This is a genomic window from Pleurocapsa sp. CCALA 161, from assembly GCF_003003995.1.
Taxonomy (GTDB): domain Bacteria; phylum Cyanobacteriota; class Cyanobacteriia; order Cyanobacteriales; family Xenococcaceae; genus Waterburya.
On record NZ_PVWF01000039.1, the window covers coordinates 26,452 to 41,994 of the forward strand.

Annotated in this window: 21 protein-coding genes; 10 read left to right on the plus strand and 11 right to left on the minus strand. The window is 39.0% G+C overall.

The window, feature by feature from the left end:
* Positions 1–143: 143 nt before the first annotated feature.
* Entirely contained in the window at positions 144–590 is a 447-nt protein-coding gene (locus C7B62_RS11405) for a GNAT family N-acetyltransferase (protein WP_106236025.1), read from the minus strand.
* A gap of 42 nt (positions 591–632) precedes the next feature.
* On the minus strand, positions 633–812 hold the full coding sequence (locus C7B62_RS11410; protein ID WP_106236027.1) for a hypothetical protein: 180 nt from the start codon (positions 810–812) through the stop codon (positions 633–635).
* A gap of 80 nt (positions 813–892) precedes the next feature.
* On the opposite strand from C7B62_RS11410, the gene C7B62_RS11415 reads away from it, so the two are divergent.
* On the plus strand, positions 893–1,432 hold the full coding sequence (locus C7B62_RS11415; protein ID WP_106236029.1) for a DUF2854 domain-containing protein: 540 nt from the start codon (positions 893–895) through the stop codon (positions 1,430–1,432).
* Between the two features lie 27 nt (positions 1,433–1,459).
* Here the strand turns inward: C7B62_RS11415 and C7B62_RS11420 are convergent, their stop codons facing one another.
* The 3 genes from C7B62_RS11420 to C7B62_RS11430 all read right to left on the minus strand — a co-directional run bounded on the left by C7B62_RS11420 (position 1,460) and on the right by C7B62_RS11430 (position 4,726).
* Positions 1,460–2,110 (minus strand): bifunctional 4-hydroxy-2-oxoglutarate aldolase/2-dehydro-3-deoxy-phosphogluconate aldolase, encoded by a 651-nt coding sequence (locus C7B62_RS11420; RefSeq protein ID WP_106236031.1) that lies wholly within the window; start codon positions 2,108–2,110, stop codon positions 1,460–1,462.
* Between the two features lie 19 nt (positions 2,111–2,129).
* Positions 2,130–2,993 (minus strand): M48 family metallopeptidase, encoded by an 864-nt coding sequence (locus C7B62_RS11425; protein WP_106236034.1) that lies wholly within the window; start codon positions 2,991–2,993, stop codon positions 2,130–2,132.
* Between the two features lie 122 nt (positions 2,994–3,115).
* Positions 3,116–4,726 (minus strand): mechanosensitive ion channel family protein, encoded by a 1,611-nt coding sequence (locus tag C7B62_RS11430; protein WP_233219918.1) that lies wholly within the window; start codon positions 4,724–4,726, stop codon positions 3,116–3,118.
* Between the two features lie 213 nt (positions 4,727–4,939).
* Between C7B62_RS11430 and C7B62_RS11435 the strand changes: the two genes are divergently transcribed.
* The 6 genes from C7B62_RS11435 to C7B62_RS11460 all read left to right on the plus strand — a co-directional run bounded on the left by C7B62_RS11435 (position 4,940) and on the right by C7B62_RS11460 (position 8,437).
* On the plus strand, positions 4,940–5,644 hold the full coding sequence (locus C7B62_RS11435; protein ID WP_199194151.1) for a diacylglycerol/polyprenol kinase family protein: 705 nt from the start codon (positions 4,940–4,942) through the stop codon (positions 5,642–5,644).
* Between the two features lie 56 nt (positions 5,645–5,700).
* Complete coding sequence (locus C7B62_RS11440) at positions 5,701–5,895, plus strand: DUF3285 domain-containing protein (protein WP_199194152.1); 195 nt, start codon at positions 5,701–5,703, stop codon at positions 5,893–5,895.
* A 7-nt stretch (positions 5,896–5,902) separates the two neighbouring features.
* A complete protein-coding gene (ybeY, locus tag C7B62_RS11445; protein ID WP_106236039.1) occupies positions 5,903–6,427 on the plus strand; it encodes an rRNA maturation RNase YbeY in 525 nt (174 codons plus the stop codon).
* A gap of 171 nt (positions 6,428–6,598) precedes the next feature.
* Positions 6,599–7,051 (plus strand): diacylglycerol kinase family protein, encoded by a 453-nt coding sequence (locus C7B62_RS11450; RefSeq protein WP_233219919.1) that lies wholly within the window; start codon positions 6,599–6,601, stop codon positions 7,049–7,051.
* Positions 7,052–7,064: 13 nt separating this feature from the next.
* Positions 7,065–7,667 carry an aminodeoxychorismate/anthranilate synthase component II gene (locus C7B62_RS11455; protein ID WP_106236044.1) on the plus strand — a complete coding sequence of 201 codons (603 nt, stop codon included), beginning with the start codon at positions 7,065–7,067 and terminating at the stop codon, positions 7,665–7,667.
* Positions 7,664–8,437 (plus strand): MBL fold metallo-hydrolase, encoded by a 774-nt coding sequence (locus tag C7B62_RS11460; protein ID WP_106236046.1) that lies wholly within the window; start codon positions 7,664–7,666, stop codon positions 8,435–8,437. The genes C7B62_RS11455 and C7B62_RS11460 overlap by 4 nt, the downstream gene beginning before the upstream one ends.
* A 169-nt stretch (positions 8,438–8,606) precedes the next feature.
* On the opposite strand, the gene C7B62_RS11465 is transcribed toward C7B62_RS11460, so the two are convergent.
* Positions 8,607–9,107 (minus strand): pentapeptide repeat-containing protein, encoded by a 501-nt coding sequence (locus C7B62_RS11465; RefSeq protein ID WP_106236049.1) that lies wholly within the window; start codon positions 9,105–9,107, stop codon positions 8,607–8,609.
* A 109-nt stretch (positions 9,108–9,216) separates the two neighbouring features.
* On the opposite strand from C7B62_RS11465, the gene trpD reads away from it, so the two are divergent.
* Positions 9,217–10,263, plus strand: coding sequence for an anthranilate phosphoribosyltransferase (gene trpD, locus C7B62_RS11470; RefSeq protein ID WP_106236052.1), 1,047 nt, complete (start codon positions 9,217–9,219; stop codon positions 10,261–10,263).
* A gap of 19 nt (positions 10,264–10,282) precedes the next feature.
* Here the strand turns inward: trpD and C7B62_RS11475 are convergent, their stop codons facing one another.
* From C7B62_RS11475 to dcd, 4 genes are all read right to left on the minus strand, one after another.
* Positions 10,283–10,672, minus strand: a complete 390-nt coding sequence (locus C7B62_RS11475) for a YkgJ family cysteine cluster protein (RefSeq protein WP_199194153.1) — start codon at positions 10,670–10,672, stop codon at positions 10,283–10,285.
* Between the two features lie 713 nt (positions 10,673–11,385).
* Positions 11,386–11,787: a hypothetical protein gene (locus tag C7B62_RS11480; protein WP_106236054.1), complete on the minus strand. Its 402-nt coding sequence runs from the start codon at positions 11,785–11,787 to the stop codon at positions 11,386–11,388.
* Between the two features lie 335 nt (positions 11,788–12,122).
* Positions 12,123–12,860, minus strand: coding sequence for an FAD-dependent thymidylate synthase (thyX, locus tag C7B62_RS11485; RefSeq protein ID WP_106236056.1), 738 nt, complete (start codon positions 12,858–12,860; stop codon positions 12,123–12,125).
* Between the two features lie 43 nt (positions 12,861–12,903).
* Entirely contained in the window at positions 12,904–13,539 is a 636-nt protein-coding gene (dcd, locus tag C7B62_RS11490) for a dCTP deaminase (RefSeq protein ID WP_106236058.1), read from the minus strand.
* Between the two features lie 421 nt (positions 13,540–13,960).
* Here dcd and C7B62_RS11495 point away from each other — a divergent pair, with 421 nt between their 5' ends.
* On the plus strand, positions 13,961–14,419 hold the full coding sequence (locus C7B62_RS11495) for an Hsp20/alpha crystallin family protein (RefSeq protein WP_106236060.1): 459 nt from the start codon (positions 13,961–13,963) through the stop codon (positions 14,417–14,419).
* 192 nt (positions 14,420–14,611) lie between these two features.
* Here C7B62_RS11495 and C7B62_RS11500 read toward each other — a convergent pair whose 3' ends face one another.
* On the minus strand, positions 14,612–15,178 hold the full coding sequence (locus C7B62_RS11500; RefSeq protein ID WP_106236063.1) for a thioredoxin family protein: 567 nt from the start codon (positions 15,176–15,178) through the stop codon (positions 14,612–14,614).
* 76 nt (positions 15,179–15,254) lie between these two features.
* Here C7B62_RS11500 and C7B62_RS11505 point away from each other — a divergent pair.
* A partial coding sequence (locus C7B62_RS11505; protein ID WP_106236065.1) for an NIL domain-containing protein occupies positions 15,255–15,543 on the plus strand: 289 nt, incomplete at its 3' end.

Below are 15,543 nucleotides of genomic sequence, written 5' to 3' on the forward strand. Positions count from 1 at the left end.
TGCCAATAGTTATTTATTGCTAAAATTGCTAAGTTTGAAGTTAGCAAAATTTGGCACTATATAGGCTGTAATATTCAAGTTTCATGAGGTTTTCTCAACAAGTTATGACTATTAGAGGGAACAGGGGGGAATTCAGCCACAAATTACGAGTCAAGTGACAGTATATAGTGATAGAAGTCATCAAAATGACGATAACCCATTGATTCATATAGATTTTGCCCTATTTGGTTGGTTACTTCCGTCGCCAAGATGATTCTCACAGCATTGGTAGACATAGCATGATCTTTAGCCTTATTCATTAAAGCTTTGGCGATGCCCTGATTTCTCTTTTCCCTTAGCACAAACAAATCATTCAGAATCCAGACTCGCTGCATCGAGACAGAAGACCAAGAGGGAAATAGCTGAGTATAGCCAACAGGCTGCTCATTTTCCATAGCTAGCAAGATAACTGCATCCTTCTGTTGCAAACGTTCTCGAATAAATTTTTGGGCGGATTTTAAATCCGCTGGCTGACGGTAAAAAATGCGATATTGATTGAAGAGAAAAGCAACTTGATCTAATTGTTGAATAGTTGCTTGATAAATTTTCATCGATGTTAATTGCTAGTTAACCAGACTGACAATAATTACAGATTAAACCTTCTCTTCAGGAAAGGTTGCGTTAAATTCTTCGATCAATTCATCTAGTTCTTCTAGAGCCTGATCTACATCAATTCTTAATGTTCCCAAATTTGGCCTTTCCAAAAGTTCAACTAAAGAATCTCGTTTGGAGTTCATTTGGGCGATTCTGGCTTTAATATCTGCTTTGTCCATAATTTGCTAATTTTATTTTTTTCGAGTATCCATTAGCTTTAGAATAGACAATATCGATAAATATAAACAATTTTTTAAATATGTTGCGAAAAATACCCTTAGCTGCTGTTGGTTTAACCGTCGGGGGAATTTTAACCATCGTCGGCTTTTATGCTTATGCAGTGGGGATGAATACTCTTAATTTAGCAGGGTTCTTTTACGGGATTCCCCTGTTGTTAGGTGGTTTAGCGCTTAAAGCGTCAGAATTAAAGCCAGTACCTTATACAGTGCCAACTACTCCAGAAGTGAAAGAATTGCGATCGCAAGCAACCCCAACTCAAGAGCAATTACGTAAAGATGTAACTCGTTTTCGCTATGGACAAGAAGCTCATTTAGACGATTGTTTAGCCAAGTTTGGTCTTAGCCCTACAGATGAAGAAAGACCGATCCTATCAGGTATTCAAGAACAATCTAGGGATGGTGCTTATACTCTGCTGATGGAATATTATTCACCTTTTTTCTCCTTAGAAGATTGGCAAGAAAGACACGAGCAAATCGAAAAGTTTTTTGGTCCTGATATTAAAGCCGAAATTACTCAACCAGATAAATCTCGCATTGATGTAGCTTTAATTAAGGCTTAAAAGACTAATTTGAGCGACGATCACCACTCAAATTGATGATAATTTAGTTGTTTGTAGTTGAGTTAGCATAATCCTAGTTCTTTCAGTGATCGCTAACCACTGTTGGTTAGCGATCGCTAAACTGGGAAAGAGACTGCTAGAAATACCTACGGCGATTGCTCCCGCATCGATCATTTGGACAGCATTTTCTACAGTAACCCCACCAGTGGGAATTAGCGGAATATGACCCAAAGGACGTTGTAAACATTTTATATACTCAGCGCCCCCTAAAGATTTAATGGGAAAAACTTTGACTACTTTTGCTCCCTGTTGCCAAGCAGTTATGGCTTCAGTGGGAGTAAATATGGCTGGAATAAAAGGAATTTTATGACAAGACAAAGAAGTTTTTAATAGTTGAGCATCAAAACAAGGAGAAAAAGCAAACTGCGCCCCAGCATCAACCGCAGCAGCGAGTTGATTTGCGTCTAAAATAGTTCCTGTGCCAATCGTGCAGTGAGGCAACTCCTCTCTTAGTTGACTAATTAACTGTGCGGGGCGATCGCTATTCCAAGTAATTTCAATTAGGTTCATGCCAGCTGCTGCTACAGCCTGAGCCATATTATAAGCTAAGTCAAAATTATCACAACGAATGATCGCGATCGCTTTATGTTGGCGTAATAGCTTGACCCAGGTATCCATTAAGTTGATTTCATGAAGATCATAAGGAACTAATCCGACTTTTATAAGCTCGATTATCTAAGCCATCCCCTAGGTTGGCAGTTTTAGAATCGATCAGCTCTTTCAAGATTTTAATCCGCTCAGAAGTAGCAGGATGGGTGCTTAAAAAACTAGGAGTAGACCCACCACCAGCTTGTAATAATTTTTGCATAAAGCCCAAAATGCCAGAGGGAGCATAATTTGCTTTGGTCATATTATCTAAACCAAAGCGATCCGCTTCCAATTCATCAGAGCGACCATTAGGACGACTAACAGCTAGTTCTACACCAATTTGCACAGCATCACTACGGTCTAAACCTGCTGCGGAAAGCAATCCCTGTTTGACAGCGCTCTCGCGCATGTGTTCGATACTGTGACGAGCGGCAATATGTCCAATTTCATGTCCAATGACACTAGCTAATTCTGCTTCATTATCTGCTGCTGCAATTAATCCTTTATTCACGTAGACATAGCCACCCATCGTGGCAAAAGCATTGATACCATCATCATCAACTATTTGAAAAGTATAAGGAATGTCTGAACGCTGACTGGTTTTTGCTAGTCGCTGACCAATCTGAGTAATGTAGTCTTCAATTGATTGATTACGGTATATTTTTGCCTGACCAGAGCTAATTAACTCTTGATTAATCGATTTCCCTAATTCTACTTCCTGAGCCTTGGAAATATTTGAGATTTGGACAACTTGAAGCCCGCTTTTAATTAAGTCAAGCCAAGAAATACTAAAGCTAGGTTGAGCCTGAACTAGATTAATACTGATGCTGACGCAAACAGCAGTAAATGCGTAGATAAACCGACGATAATAAGTTTTAGGTATATTAAATAAGCTAAATAATTGCTGAAACATATCGAAGTGACAAAAATTTAGGAAAGATAAATAGCGTATGAGATCGATTATGACGGCAAACTAGATGATTAAGTTGCCAAATATTTATTTATTATCTCAATTTGTAGATTGGGTAAATAAAGTTAATTTTGCTCGATATTATTAATCTTGTTCAAAGCCTTTTTCTGGTCAAATAAGATTTGCTGTTGGGGAATGGGAATGGGAATACCCGCTCGATCAAAAGCAATTTTAACTCGACGACGAAATTCTCTGGCGACATCCCATTGCTGTAGTGGTTCGGTTTTAATCCAGACTCGAATTAAAATTCCGCGATCGCTAAATTGATCTACGCCTAAAATTTGAGGAAACTCCCAAATGCGATCGCACCATTGACAATCTTCAGCTAGGGCTTGAGCTACTTGCTCGATTACTTCTAAAGCGCAGTCAATATCTGTTTGATATGCTACAGGAATAATCAGATCGGCTCTAGACCACTGACTAGATCGGTTGGACACAATCTCCACTGCACTATTGGGGATGGTAATCAATCGCCCTTCCGCATCTCTTAGCTGAGTAATGCGTAAATTAATATTTTCCACCAGACCACCAACCGTGCCAATATCAACTACGTCGCCCACAGCATAGCGATCATCCCAGATAATTATAAAACCGTTGATCGCATCCTTAATCAAGTTTTGGGAAGCTAAGGATAGACCTAAGCCAAAAATACCTGCGCCAGTTAACAATGGTGCCAGATTAACTCCATTGATCCAAAAAGCTGCTAGGATACCCACTCCCACCCAGATAATAGTTACTGTGCTACGCAAAATTCTGGTGGTAGTATTGATCCGTAACTTACCTCGCTGATTAACTTTTAGATCGCTAGACTGAGTATCGATTGCTGCTGCACTGATTTTGGCAATCAGAAAATAGGTCAACCGAACCAAAAAATAAACAATCAAGACGATCATGCCGATCCGAAAGGGAATTCGCAAACTAGCAATCAGTAAAAAAGGAATGATTCGCGTTTGAGGATAAAGATTTAAAATTCCCAACGCTCCACCACACCAGATTAAGACCTGAGCTAGTTGCAGCAGCCGAAATTGAATTTCAGTCAGATTCCATTTTTGACGTTGAGCCAACTGATCGGTAATAGAGAGAGTTTTCAGCTTTGAGGTGGGGGCAAGTTTTTTCGCTGACTTGCGTAAAGCTCTAACTTTTCGATCTAGAGGAAAATTACCTATCCAGACAACCAAAAAAATCAAGAGTCCGATAATTACCTGCTGGCGTAAATATTGGGGCGATCGCTCTTTTTTGGCTGTTTGTAAACCCTGTTCAATGGCAAATTCAAGCTGTCGCGTCCTTACGGGAACACCAACATCGTTAGCCTCAGCATCAATATTTGTCACGGTAAATAAACGTTCAGAGCGATCGCCAACAGTTATATATAAGTCTTGTAAATTGCCGTTAGGTTTGTCGTTAACTTCGATTTGGCTGTTTGGAACGGCTAAAGAGTCGGCACTTACTTGAGCAAAACGCTTTTGAATTTCATTAATTCTGTCACCCAATAATTCAGGATCGGTGGCAGATAGCTTAAATAAACAGCGTCCGTCTAAACGAATACAGGCAGAATTGAGTGAGTTTTCTTGCACCTGGCGGAGCAAGCGAGAATAGATTGCTATATCTTGAATAAAGGGTAGCTGTGCTGCGCTGACGGGCAAAACAGTTGAGGTAATTCCTATAATTACAATCAAGATGATGCAGAGTTTTTTCCTAAGCATATAACTGACAAGGTTTTTGTGGCAATTAGCAAAATCCACTGCTAATCATAGTTTCGGAAAGTTAAATTCCTTGGGAGAATTTTTTTGAGTCTAAGGATTGCTCTTTGGTACTATTGGTCAGACTACTAGATTTTAAGCTATGTAGCACAACTATTTTTTCATTCTCTATATGTATGAGCAATATTCATGAGCAACCCAGAATCCCTTTGGTTGAACCATACTCTAGTTAATCTGGCCCTTCCTTTAGGAGTTGTCTTTATTTATCTGACCCTACTTGTGTTTGTCGCTGAAGTATTGAATCGCGTCATTACCAACGATGCTGAACTAACTCGCAAGGTGGTTCATATCGGCAGTGGCAACGTTATCCTGCTGGCGTGGTGGCTAGATATTTCTCGCGCAGTAATTGTGACTGCTGCAATCATCGCTGCGGCGATCGCTATTTTATCTTATCTCATCCCCATCCTGCCTAGCATTGAAAGTGTGGGACGCAGAAGCTTTGGCACTTTATTCTATGCTCTTAGTATGGGCATTTTAGCTGCTTATTTTTGGGTCGATACCCCCCAATACGCAGTCATCGGGATCTTAGTAATGGCATGGGGCGACGGGATGGCTGCAATTATTGGACAACGTTTTGGGAAACACAAGTATCAGATCGGTGCAATTACTAAAAGTTGGGAAGGCTCTGGGGCGATGACAGGAGCAGCTTTAATCGTTACTGGAGCAATTCTTTTGGCTGTAGAGGGTAATCACTGGCAGACATGGACAATTACTGTAGTGGTTGCCTTCGTCGCCACAGTTACTGAGGCTTTTTCTAAGCTAGGGATAGACAATCTGACTGTTCCTTTAGCTAGTGGATTTCTGTGTTTTTTGGGTATTCAAGTACTATCATGAATTAAAATTACCGAAACAAATCTTAAACTACTCAAACTCTTTTAATTATTTTAAACATGGCAGAATCCACCTCTGAACCAAGACACAATGAAATAGTCGAATCAGGAGAAACTAAGCCAAAAGATAGCTATATTAAATTGGCAATGAGAAATATGGTTCGCAAGGGGAAACAATCTCTATGGCATTTTTTCCTCACTACAGTCGGTTTAGTCGGTCTTTTGGTCGCACTAGCTTATTTAACCAAACCATAACCACAATATGAATGTAGCTGTTGGACAATCTATAAATAGCGAGATTTATGTCGAAAATGATTATATGGGTAATTTATCCCCAGAAGACCTAAATCAGGTTAAGTCAATTGATTGGGTCGGTTGGTTTCAAAATTGGCTGAATTTTTTAAATCTAACTATTGATTTACCTCAAGATTGTGAATTGAGCTTAAAATTAACAGGCGATCGCCAAATTCAACAATATAACCATCAATATCGTCGCCTAGACCACCCTACTGACGTTTTAGCATTTGCTAGTACCGAGACAGATCTAATCCTTCCTGCCGAGTTTACAGAGCCTTTATATTTAGGAGACATAATAATATCTTTAGATACGGCGGGGAGGCAAGCTAAAGAGCAAAAACATCCTGTAAAAGTGGAATTAGCTTGGTTATCGACCCACGGATTACTACATCTGCTCGGATGGGATCACCCTGATGATGAGAGTTTACAGCAAATGTTAGCCCTACAAAAAAAAATGATCTATTCTCTGAATTCTTTCAAATTCGATTGATTACCAAGTTTTACACAACTTTAGACTGTCTAATTTGAACATTTCAATTGATAAACCTTGAGTTATGATGACGTTATAAATTAAGTACATATACGGACTACAATTGTATCTTTCGCCATGATCAAATCGAGCAAAAGAGCTAATCCAACGCAGTTTATATTAAATATATCTATGAAATCTTCTACTGTTGCTCCTACTGCCCCAGAACCCAAATCTAACCAAAAAATAATTCGTGACTTAGCCTGGCAGGTCGCTCCCAACTTGTTTTTAAGCTTTAAATATGCTTGGGCGGGGGTAACGTACGCCTTTGCCACTCAAAGAAATTTTCGGATTCATACCTTTGTCGGTATTTTTGCTTTAAGCATGGGGGCTTGGTTGCAGGTATCAGCAGTGGAAATGGCAATTATTGCCATGACTTGTGCTGTAGTTATGGTTTTAGAATTGATTAATACAGCAATTGAAGCGGTAGTAGATTTAACGGTTAAGCAAAGCTACCATGAATTGGCTAAGATAGCTAAGGATTGCGCCGCTGGAGCAGTTTTGATTAGTGCGATCGCCGCGGTTATTGTTGCCACCTGCATCTTGCTACCGCCATTGTTTCAGCGTATTATGCTTATGATGTAATGGAGATCCAAACTTGATTATAGTTATTGATAATTATGATAGCTTTACCTATAATTTGGTGCAATATTTGGGCGAACTAGCTCAAGAATTGCCAGTAGCATCGGATATTCGCGTTTATCGTAATGATGCGATCGACATTGAGACAATTGCTCAATTAAAACCTGACGGTATTTTAATTTCTCCAGGTCCAGGTCGTCCAGAAGATGCGGGGATCTCGCTTCAGTTAATTGAAAAATTTGGTTCAGAAATTCCTATTTTGGGGGTTTGTTTAGGTCATCAAAGTATTGGTCAAGTTTTTGGGGGGAAAATTATCTCAGCGCCAGTACTAATGCATGGGAAAACTTCCCCTATACATCATCAAAACCAGGGAATATTTGCAGGGATAGATTCACCTTTTACCGCCACAAGATATCACAGTTTAGTAATTGAGCCTGAGACTATTCCCGACATTTTAGAAATTACTGCTTGGGTAGAAGACGGAACCATTATGGGGGTGCGTCATCGAGACTATCATCATCTTCAGGGAGTGCAGTTTCACCCCGAAAGCATTTTGACAGATCATGGCAAATCATTGTTACGTAATTTTTTAAAATCTTTGGGTCAAGTAAAGATATGAAACGGCGACAGTTAATCCGTTATGGTGGGATGGGGATCGCAACGGCGATTTCTTTAGTCTCGATCAATCGCTTTCCAGCTATAGCTCAAGATTCAGATGGAGTCACAATCCAATATCTAGGACACACCTGCTTCCTTTTTACAGGCAGTGGTTTAAAGGTATTAGTTAATCCCTATCAAGCTGCTGGCTGCACTGCTGGATACACTCTACCCGACTTACAGCCAGATGTAGTTTTGGTTAGTAGCTTTCTCACAGATGAAGGAGCGATCAATTCAGTCAAGGGAAATCCTGAAGTTATTAGCCAACGTGGCGTACATAATTTTAGGGGCATTAAGTTTCAAGGATTTTCTCTTGCCCATGATCGCGAGGCTGGTCGAAGATTTGGCAATAATATTGCCTGGCGCTGGAATCAAGGAGGAGTCGATATCCTGCATTTGGGTGGTGCTGCTGGGGCTTTAGAAACAGAAGATAAAATTCTCCTAAGTGGTGCAGATATTCTGTTAACTCCTGTAGGTGGGGGTATCAAAGCCTACAATCCTCAAGAAGCAAGAAAAGTTGTTAAAATTCTCAACCCCAAGATGGTAATTCCTACTCACTATCGTACTGCTGTAGCTAGTAAAAAAGACTGCGATTTAGCTCCCGTCGAGGAGTTTTTAGCCTTAGTGGCAGATTTGAAAGTTGCTCAGGTAGGAAGCGATCGCTTTAAAGTTAAAAAATCTTACTTAAAAAATGATCAAACTTTAGTTAGAGTACTAGACTACACCTCATAAGCATGATTATTTTTAATGACGGCGATCGCTAACATTGTAGTATAACTTTTGCATAAATGAACTTTGCCGATGCTAGTTTTAATTTCCGAATACATCTAGCTGTATACCTTTTAGGGTTAAGAGTCATTTAGGGCAAGAGGTATAGTCTTAAGCATTTGCGGATCAAAAGCTATTTACATCCTAGTGATTCGCGAGTATCTACTCCAGTTTGCGGATTTACTCCCGTTGCCTTTTCACAAAGTTGTTTAACCTGCCACTTTTCTAAGACAGCAAAAGTAAAATCTGCTCCGTTTATAATTGCATCTTTAAAAGTAGAGAAAGACAAAATCGATTCCTGAAAATTGGCATTTGTCAAGTCTGCACCATCAAAATTAGTCAAATAGCCAAACCCATAACTAAAATCTGCTCCAGAGAGATTAGCCCCTGCTAAATTAGAAGCATTAAATACTGCTCCTCGAATATCTGCGTTGCTGAAGTTTGCTTCTGCCAAATCGACTCGGGCAAAATCTACGCTCTGCAAGACTTTCCCCGAAAAGTCTTTATTTTTTAAATCAGATTCGCTATAGGTGGAGGGAGTTACAGCAGAAGAACTGCCAGCTAAAGCGGGAACAGGAAAAATTAAGAGAATTAGCAGCAACAAAAGTGCGCTTAGTCGGAGAAAATGTTTCATGGATTAAATTTATTTTTCAGCAAATTTAGCTAAAAAGAATATTGTTTCTAATTGTAAATCTTCTTCTGTACCTAGTGCGAAAAATTCCGTTAAATTCGCCAAAACAATCATGAATAATCAAAAATCTCTAGATTTTAGTAGTTTGCTACAACAGCTCCTAGATAATCAATCTCTTTCCCAGTCTCAAGCTTCACAACTAATGGAGGGATGGTTAACAGCGCAAATTCCTGAAGTCATGTCTGGGGCAATCTTAGCAGCTATTCAGGCTAAGGGAGTGTCTGCTAGCGAATTAGCAGGGATGGCACAGGTATTAAAAAATCAATCTCTGCAACAGCAGTTAAGCACATATGCTGTTCCTGTAATCGATACCTGTGGCACAGGAGGCGACGGCTCATCCACCTTTAATATTTCTACAGCCGTTGCCTTCGTGGCAGCAGCAGCGGGTATTAAAGTGGCCAAGCATGGTAATCGCTCCGCCTCCAGCAAGGTGGGTTCGGCAGATGTTTTGGAATATCTAGGAGTCGATTTAACGGCTTCTCCAGAGAAAGTCATCGCAGCAGTAGAAAATGTTGGAGTTACCTTTTTATTTGCTCGTGGTTGGCATCCTGCCATGAAAAGTATTGCCCCTTTACGCAGCACTCTAAAAATCAGAACAATCTTTAATCTTTTAGGACCACTAGTTAATCCTCTTTGTCCTACAGGACAAGTTATTGGAGTCTATGACAGTAAGTTTATTCATAGTATGGCAGAAGCTTTAAATCTGTTGGGGATTAAAAAAGCGATCGCCCTACACGGTCGAGAAAAGCTAGATGAATCTGGATTAGGAGATCTTACCGATTTGATGATAGTTAACCAGGGAAAAATTAGACCTGATACAATTAATCCCCAAACATTGGGCTTAAAACCTGCACCACTAAGTGAATTAAAAGGTGGAGATGTTGAAGAGAATGCCACAATTTTACGCAATGTACTTCAGGGTAAGGGAACAAAGGCACAGCAGGATGCAGTCGCTCTCAACACTGCTCTTGCCCTACAGGTTGGAGAACTTGTACCTTTGGGAAATTACGTTCAAGGGGTTACCATTGCCCAAGAAATTATCAGTAGTGGCGCTGCTTGGTTTAAATTAGAAGAATTGGTCAACTTCTTGAAAAGTTGAAGTGTTTAAGGGCAGAATTCTAATTCTGAGTAGTTTCTTGATTATAATGTTTTAGTTCTGGGCTTTCTACTCCATAAACACCAGTAATCTGCTCTTGACAACAGGCGATCGCAAATTCATTAAACTCTATTGGCTCAATGCCAAACATAGATTCAAAGTTATCTGGCTGTACTCGACAAAAACGGGGACGCTGCTCGTATATTTGACATTTACGATGGTCATGGTCGTAATTAATACACCAGCCGTCTTCCCCCACCATATTCAAATATGTCTCTAACTCTTCTTTGGGTAAATATTCTTCGAGATCTGGTCGTTCTTCAGGGGTAAGGTTGCAGCAAGCGCCACAACCAGAAACGCACTGCCATTTACCAATCTGCTTATCTTTAATTGTTAATTTAGATTTTTTCATTACTTGATATTTTCTAATTTATCTTGATTGAGGGCGATAACTTGCTCCTTTGTAAAAAGTTGTAACATTTTGATTTCTACTTGAGGATAGCGCGATCAAAACTGCCTAATTAACTTTGGCAATAAGTGATAATTCCGTTGGTTAAACTTTACTGGTTTTACCATTGAAACAATCAATTTTCAGTAGTTTTTTAGATTAGCTTTAAGATTACCTCAATTTCTACATTAAACTTCTTGCACGAATCATAATGAACTAGCTTCCCAAGAGGGAAAAGGGAAAAGGGAAAAAGAATTAATCTTTTATTCATGCAAGAGGTCTAAGCAACTAAGCAACTCCTAGGGAACTAGCTACTAAAACGGCGATCGCCTTAGCAAAAATCGAGTTTATTCAATTCTGAAGGGATTGTTATTTTGAGTGCCGAAATTAGCGATCGCAAGCACATCGAACGAGAGCGCGAACAACTTTTAGCTAGAGGAATAGAAGCTCGTAGCAATTATCTTCCACGAATTACGTACTACCCTAAATCCGATCTGAGGTTGGTTACAACTTCTTATTGTAGGTCGATTAAGCTTAGAACAGACAGATAAAGGCATTGGTATCATCGAACGTAATGCCAAGCTAGAGGCACAGCTAATCCCCTAAATCCAACAAATTTGGGGGACTTTAAGCCAAATTCTCTGGCGTTGCTAAAATATTACAGGTTTACCTGAAATTTATGCCATATTTTGTGGGCAGTAACCTAATCTATCTACTATCTGATCGCGAAAAATTTCAATTTCTTCCGTCTCTGGTTGTCCGTGAACTACTACAACCACCTGATAGCGGTTCATGACCGAAGTTGGAGATTCTCCAGCCTCTAATCTTGCTAAAGCATTAATTACTTTCAATGATGGTTGATCGCAAACCCCCATCTCTTTCAAAAAAGCTTGAAGATTTTCAGCTAATTCAGCAGGTATAAAATTTCTCAAACAGATCTTAACTAACCAGCGGTCAATTAGATTGATTACTGCCACTGAATCCAAGTATGGTTGATATTGGTTACGCAAATGCTGGATAACTCTAAGGGTAAAACTCGCATTAGGGAAAGAGTAAATATATTCTTTGTTTATTTTCATGGTTTTTAATTAAAATACTTCTTACTAAATTGGGATTACAAAATAGAGAATTCGAGAATTATTGGTTGTAGATCCTGTGTTTTTGCACAGGAGGAATTAAGTCTTAAGCAATCTCAATTAATTTTTAATACAGTTGCCAGCAAAAAATGAAACCTCAACAGCCCTTTGCTGACCAAAAATTTACCAATTGTTTTCACACTCTGACATCAAAGATCTAAAAAATCTATTGGTGTTAAAAACTTAATGCATTTGTCAATAGACTTTATTAAAACAATTTGAGGAACTTGTGAAGAACTGTAATTTTAATTAAAAATAAATTATGAATCCAAATCCAGTTAAGATATTTTTGGTTTAGATTTAGTTCCCTCAGCTCCCTTGAGATAATGTTTTGACCATGCTTCCATTGAGATAGGAACAATTGGCTGAATTAACTCAGCGATCGCGCTAGCATAAGCCCCAATCTCAGTTTGCGCTCCCACACCCAGTCGCAAATTAATAAAGTTGAGTAACGCCTGTAAGGAAACTGTCCAAACCCATGAAGTATAGACAGAAGGAATTAAAACTCCTCTAGCCTGTTCTCTACCCACACCCAGATCTAATAATTGACTATAGGCTTGATAGCTATTTTCGCACTGCGCTTGATAAATGGCGATCGCCTTATTGTTTAATTCTGCCGATAGAACACCCTCTGTGCTTTGTTTATTATTTTTTGACTGTTGCCTAAAGTTATGAGGAACATAGAACTCGTTGCTGTCATCAATAGCGACATAGCGAAAACTTTTCTCATTCCAGCCTAGTTGTTCCTCGCTGTGGTTGCTGGCTATGACGTGTTTCCACCATTGTCTACATATGTAAAGGGGCGCTTTCACCTTGAACTTAAACACTACCCCACGAAAGGGTGAAGTATGCTGATGTTTAATTAAATAATTAATCAGTTTGATATCTTTCTCGTCTAATTCTTTGGAAGTCTTGTCAAAAGAAGCTCGAGCATCATTAACTATACTTAAATCACTACCCATTGAATCAATTAATTCAATTCTACTTTTGCCATCGTTTAACGGATCTCTAAGCATCGTTATTGTCTTGCTTTTGATGTTTGTAATAAAATTTCTCTGCTTAAACTTTGGGTAAGGTCACGCCCGATCCTTGATACTGATATTTACCTCCGCGATCGGCATAGGTAGTTTCACAAGCTTCCCCTTCAAAAAATAATAGCTGCACAACTCCTTCATTAGCGTAAATTTTTACATCAGCGCTCGAAGCATTGCTAAATTCTAAAGTAATACTCTCTCCCTGCCATGAAGCTTCTAAAGGAGTTGTGTTAGCAATTACACCGACACGAGCATAAGTTGATTTTCCCAAGCAGATAGCAGTAACGTTAGGGGGCATTTTAATGCTTTCTAACGATGCTCCTAAGCCATAACTATTGGCAGGAATAATAAAGTATGATGAGCCGTCTTCGTCGCTGTGTAACTCAGCCTGCTCTAGGTTTTTCGGATTAAACTTTTTGGGGTCGATTACAGTGCCAGGAATATGTCTAAAAATTCTAAAATCGTGAGGAGATAAGCGAATATCATAGCCATAAGAGCTAAGACCCCAGCTAATAGTAGGTATTGCTGCTTGAACAGTTCGCTGACCGCTTCCGTCCTCTTTTTCTGCACCTAACACAGCTTTTCTAACCGATTTTTCTTCAAAAGGTACAATCATGCCTTGCTGTGCCTGTTCGACAATCCATTTATCATTTTTTAACATAGGTATCATCTTTGGTGCTTTGTAGGTGAATAAAATTAGCAGCCAAACCCTAGAAATTATACTAATTAATAGACTAACGTTAAAAATAATCGTCAATTTTTTAAAATACTTTATTCTAATTAGAAGATTACTATTGGCGATCCGAAGGCTACGCGGAGCGTAATCGCTAGTGAATATTAGCTTTGCTAATAATTCCCCTCACATTATCAAAGCCTTCCTCTTTAAATTTTCAATATTCATTGTTTATTGCTCACTGCTCATTGAAAAAAGTTGGGTTTTCCGATCAATAAGTGCGGGCAGAAACCGCTACTAAATAGGGCAATAAACCACACTTTTAGTCTCTACAAAAATTACTTAAGATGAATATTAATTAGAGAATAGAACAAACACAAATAAAACCTACGGAGACGGAGACAATAACATGACGATCGTTCGTTATAAACCCTGGTCAGAAATGAACTCTTTACAACGGCAACTAAATAGAATATTTGACGATGTTTCAACTCCAGCTTCTTTAGCTGAGTTTAGTAATTTTTCTAAACTTCCCCCAGCCGAACTTACTGAAACTGAAGATAATTTGGTTCTTAAACTAGAAGTTCCTGGAATGCAGCCTGCCGAGCTTAATATTGAAGCGACAGCAAAAAGTATTTTTGTTTCAGGAAAACGCAAATCTCAGACTCAATCTGAAGAGTCAGGTAAAACTCGCTCTGAATTTCACTATGGTAGCTTCCAAAGAGTAATTCCTTTGCCAGCAAAAATCAAAAATACTGAAGTAAAAGCTGAGTATCAAAACGGTATTCTTCACTTAACTCTACCTAAAGCTGAAGCAGAAAAAAATAAAGTGATTAAAGTTAACTTATTAGACGAAGTTGATGCTTAACTATTAGCATCAAATAACTAATTATGTTATCTAATGTTTAAATGTCACCAGTCATAGTTAATATGGCTGGTTTTTTATCGAAGCAAATCATTGCTCTACTAATTACTATACTCACTGACTGCGGTTTCGATTAACAGTAAATCTTTAAATTTGCCCAAAAAAGTGCTTAAACTACTTTTGCTTTCTGCCTTTCTACTTAACTATTGCACTATGACTACGAGGATCGGTAGTGTTATCGGTAATAGTAACTTTTGCTTCTACTTGAGAAATTTGCCCTTTTTTATTAGCATAGGGAAGGATAGTGTTAGCGATCAAAGCATCTAAGTTAGCTTCTATAATTCCTTTAGGTTGTTCACCAATGGCTTGGGCGATCGCTTCTCCTTTAGCATTTATAAATAAGAAATGGGGAATACCATCAACTCGATAGCGCAACATCTCTGGTAGCCATTTCGTATTATCAACGTTGAGCATGACAAAATTGACACGATCTCCATATCTTTCTTTAATCTGCGCTAAATCTCCTGCCATCGCCTGACAACTTGTACACCAGTCGGCATAAAATTCAGTTAAAGTGGGCTTATTGTTGTTTAAAGCCACGTCTAAAGCAATAGACTTTGTTACTTGAGATTCTAAGGATGAGCTATTATGCTGCGTCTGTAAACCCAAAAATAAGGCAACGCTTAAGATAACTGCGGCGATCGCAATTACCAGATTTCTTACAGAATTATTAGCCGATGGTTCTATTTGTTGCTCGCTCATTTAGTAAACTAGAGATAGATAGAGGTATAAATAATATACTTGTACTTCTTATTCTATCTAGAATCTATAATTTTCTATGAAAAAAAGGGTGACAGTAACTTTCCCTCGAACAGCGATCCGTATCCCTTTAACCTATCGTCTGGCCAAAGATTTTAATATTGCTAGTAACATTATTCGCGCTCAGGTTGCACCAAACCAGATTGGGAAACTTGTAGTGGAGTTGCAGGGAGACATCGACCAGATTGATGCAGCCATTGAATGGATGAGAATGAATGATTTTCAGGTCTATTCTGCTAGTGGCGAGATAGCTATTGATGAAAAAGTTTGCGTAGACTGTGGCTTATGTACAGGAGTATGTCCCACTC